At 63.9% G+C, this 4720-nt stretch carries 5 protein-coding genes; 2 read left to right on the forward strand and 3 right to left on the reverse strand.

Going from position 1 to position 4720, the window contains the following annotated elements; translation table 11 throughout:
- Both ABY403_RS13445 and ABY403_RS13450 read left to right on the forward strand, forming a co-directional pair.
- On the forward strand, nt 1–886 hold an 886-nt coding region (locus ABY403_RS13445), incomplete at its 5' end, for a M3 family oligoendopeptidase (protein WP_372841339.1).
- Between the two features lie 3 nt (nt 887–889).
- Nucleotides 890–2068, forward strand: coding sequence for a dipeptidase (locus ABY403_RS13450; protein ID WP_372841340.1), 1179 nt, complete (start codon nt 890–892; stop codon nt 2066–2068).
- 48 nt (nt 2069–2116) lie between these two features.
- Here the strand turns inward: ABY403_RS13450 and ABY403_RS13455 are convergent, their stop codons facing one another.
- The 3 genes from ABY403_RS13455 to ABY403_RS13465 all read right to left on the reverse strand — a co-directional run.
- A complete protein-coding gene (locus tag ABY403_RS13455; RefSeq protein ID WP_372841341.1) occupies nt 2117–3094 on the reverse strand; it encodes a Gfo/Idh/MocA family protein in 978 nt (325 codons plus the stop codon).
- 62 nt (nt 3095–3156) lie between these two features.
- Complete coding sequence (gene rpoH / locus ABY403_RS13460) at nt 3157–4056, reverse strand: RNA polymerase sigma factor RpoH (protein WP_372841343.1); 900 nt, start codon at nt 4054–4056, stop codon at nt 3157–3159.
- 153 nt (nt 4057–4209) lie between these two features.
- A partial coding sequence (locus ABY403_RS13465) for an RluA family pseudouridine synthase (protein ID WP_372841344.1) occupies nt 4210–4720 on the reverse strand: 511 nt, incomplete at its 5' end.

Genomic DNA, 4720 nt, shown 5'->3' on the forward strand with positions numbered 1-4720 from the left:
CAACGCCCCCCTGCCCACCGAGGCCCCGCGCGTGATCGGCTGGGACGAGGCGCGCGAAACCGTGCTGGGGGCCTATGCCGGTTTTGCCCCCGAAATGGCCGCCATTGCCGAACCCTTCTTCGACAAGGGTTGGATCGACGCAGGCGTAAAGCCCGGCAAGGCGCCGGGCGCCTTCGCGCACCCGACGGTGACGAATGTGCACCCCTATGTGCTGCTCAACTACCTTGGCAAGCCGCGCGATGTGATGACGCTGGCGCATGAACTGGGCCACGGCGTGCATCAGGTATTGGCCGCACCGCAGGGCGAGACGCTGGCCTCCACACCGCTGACGGTGGCCGAAACAGCCAGCGTTTTCGGCGAAATGCTTACCTTCCGCCGCCTGCTCGATGCCGCCAAGTCGCCCGCCGAACGCAAGCAACTGCTTGCCGGCAAGGTCGAAGACATGATCAACACCGTGGTCCGCCAGATCGCGTTCTACGATTTCGAATGCAAGCTGCACGCCGCGCGGCGCGAGGGCGAGTTGACCCCCGACGACATCAACGCGCTTTGGATGAGCGTGCAGGCCGAAAGCCTTGGCCCCGTGTTCGAGTTCATGCCGGGCTATGAAACTTTCTGGGCCTATATCCCGCACTTCGTGCACTCGCCCTTCTACGTCTATGCCTATGCCTTCGGCGACGGCCTCGTGAATGCGCTCTACGCCGCCTATGCCGAGGGCCTGCCCGATTTTCAGGCGAAGTATTTCGAGATGCTGAAGGCGGGCGGATCGAAGCACCACAAAGACCTTCTCGCCCCCTTCGGCCTCGATGCCTCTGACCCCGCTTTCTGGGACAAGGGGCTGAGCATGATCGCAGGCTTCATCGACGAGCTTGAAGCGATGGAGAGCTGAGCGATGCGGATCTGGGGTTGGCTGCTTGGCGGCGCAGGCGTGCTTTTGGCTGCGGGCGCGGTGGGGTTCTTTGCCGTGGCACCGGGCATTACCGAACGCGCCTTGAACCGCACACTGAGCTTTCCCTGGGAAGTGACGCCAGAGGGTCAGGCATTTCACGATGGCCTGACCATCGGCGATTGGCATTCCGACACGCTGCTGTGGGACCGCGATCTGCGCCAGCGGTGGGATCGCGGGCACATGGACCTGCCGCGCCTGCGCGAGGGCAATGTGGCGGTGCAGGTGTTTACCACCGTCACCAAAAGCCCACGTGGGTTGAACTATGACGCCAACTCCGCCGACGCGCCCGACGACATCACGCTGCTGATGATCGGCGAGCTTCGACCGATCCGCACATGGTTCAGCCTGACCGAGCGTGCGCTTGACCAAGCCGCGCGGCTTAACGCGGCCGCGAAGGCCGCACCGGACGAATTGAAGGTAATCCGCACCGGCGCTGATCTGGCGCAGGTTCTGGCCGCGCGCGAGGCCGGCAGCAAGATCGTGGGCGGCATCTTGGGTGCCGAGGGCGGGCACGCGCTTGAAGGCGACCTTGCCAACCTCGACCGGCTTTGGGATGCGGGCTTTCGGCTGATGGGGCTCACGCATTTCTTTGACAATGAACTTGGCGGCTCGTTGCACGGCGAAGGTGGGGCCGCGGCGGGGCTCTCGCCCTTTGGCTACGAGGTGGTGGCCGAGATGGTGGCGCGCGGCATGATCATCGACCTTGCGCACGCAAGCCCGCAGATGGTGCGCGATGTGCTGGCGATCGAAGGCACAAGGCCCATCGTTTCGCACACGGGCATTCGCAGCCACTGCGAGACGCCGCGCAATATCGAGAACGATCTTTTGCGCGCGGTGGTGGCTAAGGGTGGCATCGTCGGCATCGGCTTTTGGGATGAGGCCACCTGTGACGCCACACCCGCAGGCGTCGCGCATGCGATCTTTACCGCGGTCGAGGAGTTGGGCGAAGATAACGTGGCGCTCGGCTCCGATTTCGATGGTGCCGTCAGAACCGGTTTCGACGTTTCGCGGCTGGCAGTGTTGACGCAGGCGCTACTTGACAGCGGCCTAAACCGCCGCGTGATCGCCAAGGTGATGGGCGGCAACATGATGCGTTGGCTTGCGGAAAACTTGCCGCAGTGATGCGGCAGTTGTTGCAAGCGCGCCGCCACGATCAAACGCAAGCTGCGTTCAGACCTCGCCCGCCAGCACCATCTCGATCATCGCTTGCGTGCCGCGCGCCTGTTCGAGCGGCCAAGGATAAGGTGCGCCCGCGCGTAGGCTTTGCCCAAAGGCTTCAACCTGTAACACATACTGATTGACCATCGGAAACCGCTCGACCAGATCTGGCTGGCCACGGCGGAAAAGCTCTACCCGCGCCTCGCCCACGACCCCGGCATTGAACGGCACCGGCACCCGGATCATGCCGCCTTCGCCGTGAATGACCACCTCTTGGCGCGGATAAAGCCGCATCGAGGTGCGCCCGGTATAGGTGAACGTGCCGTCTGGCCCCGCCATGGTGCCTGCCACCTCGGCCCAGACATCGACCCCGTTCTCGCGCCGGATCCGGCTGCGCAGTTCCACCGGCTCGGCTCCGGTGGCAAAGCGCACCGAGCTATAGGTATAAACCCCGATATCGCGGATACCGCCACCGCCCATCTCGGGCCTGTTTCGAATGTTTCCGGGGTCGGCGCGGTTATCGTAGCTGAAATGCGCGTCGGCATGTTCCACACGGCCAATTTCGCCCGCAGCAATCCAGTCGCGCACCCGTATCCACTGTGGGTGATGCACGATCATAAAGGCTTCGGCCGCAAGCAACCCCGAACTGTCGCGCGCGGCAATCAGCGCATCAACCTCGGCCAGCGTCATCGCCAATGGCTTTTCGCACAGCACATGCTTGCCCGCCGCCAGTGCCTTCAACGCCCAAGGCACATGCAGACTATTCGGCAGTGGAATATAGACCGCGTCAATGGCAGGGTCTGCCAGAAGCGCCTCGTAGCCCGTGTGCACCACCAGATCGGGGCAAAAGTCGCGAAAGGGTTCAGCACGCGACGCGTCCGATGTGGCCAGCGCCGCCAGCCGCGCACCGCGCGCGGCATGGATTGCAGGCCCCATATGTCTGCGCGCAAAGCTCGCAGCACCCAGAATACCCCAATTGACCACTTGCATGACCGCCTCCTCGCTTGCCACTGGCATCAGGGTAATGCCAGCAGCAAGCGCGGGCAATCAGATCAGGCAGGCACAGCCATGCCCTTTTCGCGCGCCAGCACCCGCATCCGGTCTTGCAGCTTTTCGAACGCACGCACCTCGATCTGGCGGATCCGCTCGCGCGAAACTTCATACTGCGTCGAAAGCTGCTCCAGCGTCACAGGTTCGTCGCGCAAGCGGCGCTGCGCGAGAATATCGCGCTCGCGTTCGTTCAGCACATCCATCGCGGCAACCAGCATCGCGCGCCGCGCCGCCATCTCGTCGGCTTCGGCGTAATCTTCGGCAGTGTTGGCGCTTTCGTCTTCTAGCCAATCCTGCCACTGCGTGGTTCCGTCGCCATCCGCAGCGCCAACCTGCGCATTCAGCGAGGCATCGCCACCCGACAGGCGGCGGTTCATGGCGACCACCTCGTCCTCGGTCACGCTCAGATCATGCGCAATGCGCGTAACATGCTCGGGGCGCAAATCGCCCTCTTCCAGCGCACCGATCCGGCTTTTGGCCTTGCGCAGGTTGAAGAACAACTTTTTCTGTGCCGAGGTGGTGCCCAGCTTCACCAAGCTCCACGAGCGCAGGATGTATTCCTGAATGCTGGCGCGAATCCACCACATCGCATAGGTGGCAAGGCGAAAGCCGCGCTCGGGGTCAAAACGCTTGACCGCCTGCATCAGCCCGACGTTGGCCTCGGAAATCACCTCGGCCTGCGGCAGGCCATAGCCGCGATACCCCATGGCGATCTTGGCGGCCAATCGCAGGTGGCTGGTCACCATACGGTGCGCTGCCTGCGCATCCTGATGGTCCACCCAGCGCTTTGCCAGCATGTATTCCTCTTCCGGCTCCAGCAGCGGAAACTTGCGAATCTCTTGCAGATAGCGGTTCATCCCCTGTTCGGGGCTGGGTGCCGGAAGGTTTGCATATGTCGTCATCGCCGACCTTTCTCCCTGATCGAGGATCAGCCAAAATGGGCTATTGTCCGTGGCGGGTCAAGGCCAAGTCCCCGCTCTGCCGCCACAGATCCTTATACGCAGCATGGTACGCGGTTCCGTCGCACAACAGCGAAAACCGCAGGCTTCACGCCTTTATGATAGCGCAAGCACCCCCAACAACGCCGCCATATCGGGCGGAAGGGGCGCTGCAAATTGCAGCGGCTCGCCACTGACCGGATGCGCGAACCCAAGCGTTGCGGCATGCAGCGCCTGACGCGGAAAGGTTGAAAGCGCGGCCGCCGCCGCATCGCCCAATGCCTTGGCCGAGGGCTTGCGCGCCCCGCCGTAGGTTGCATCCCCCACCAACCCATGCCCGGCATGTGCCATATGGACGCGAATCTGATGCGTGCGCCCGGTTTCAAGCCAGCACTCCAGCAGCGCCGCCGAAGGCGGGGTGCCGAAACTTTCGAGCACGCGGGCGCGCGTGACCGCGTGCCGCCCGCCTTCCCAGCAAACCGCCTGCCTCTGCCGGTCGGTGCGGTGGCGGCCTAGCCGGGTCTCGATCCGCAGCACCCCCGCCGCCTCAAAACTGATCCCGCGCGTGCCTGCCAATCGCGGATCGGCGGCCGAAGGCACGCCGTGCACCAGCGCCAGATAGCGCCGC

The organism is Phaeovulum sp. (genome assembly GCF_041596715.1).
In the GTDB taxonomy this organism is placed as follows: Bacteria; Pseudomonadota; Alphaproteobacteria; order Rhodobacterales; family Rhodobacteraceae; genus UBA6213.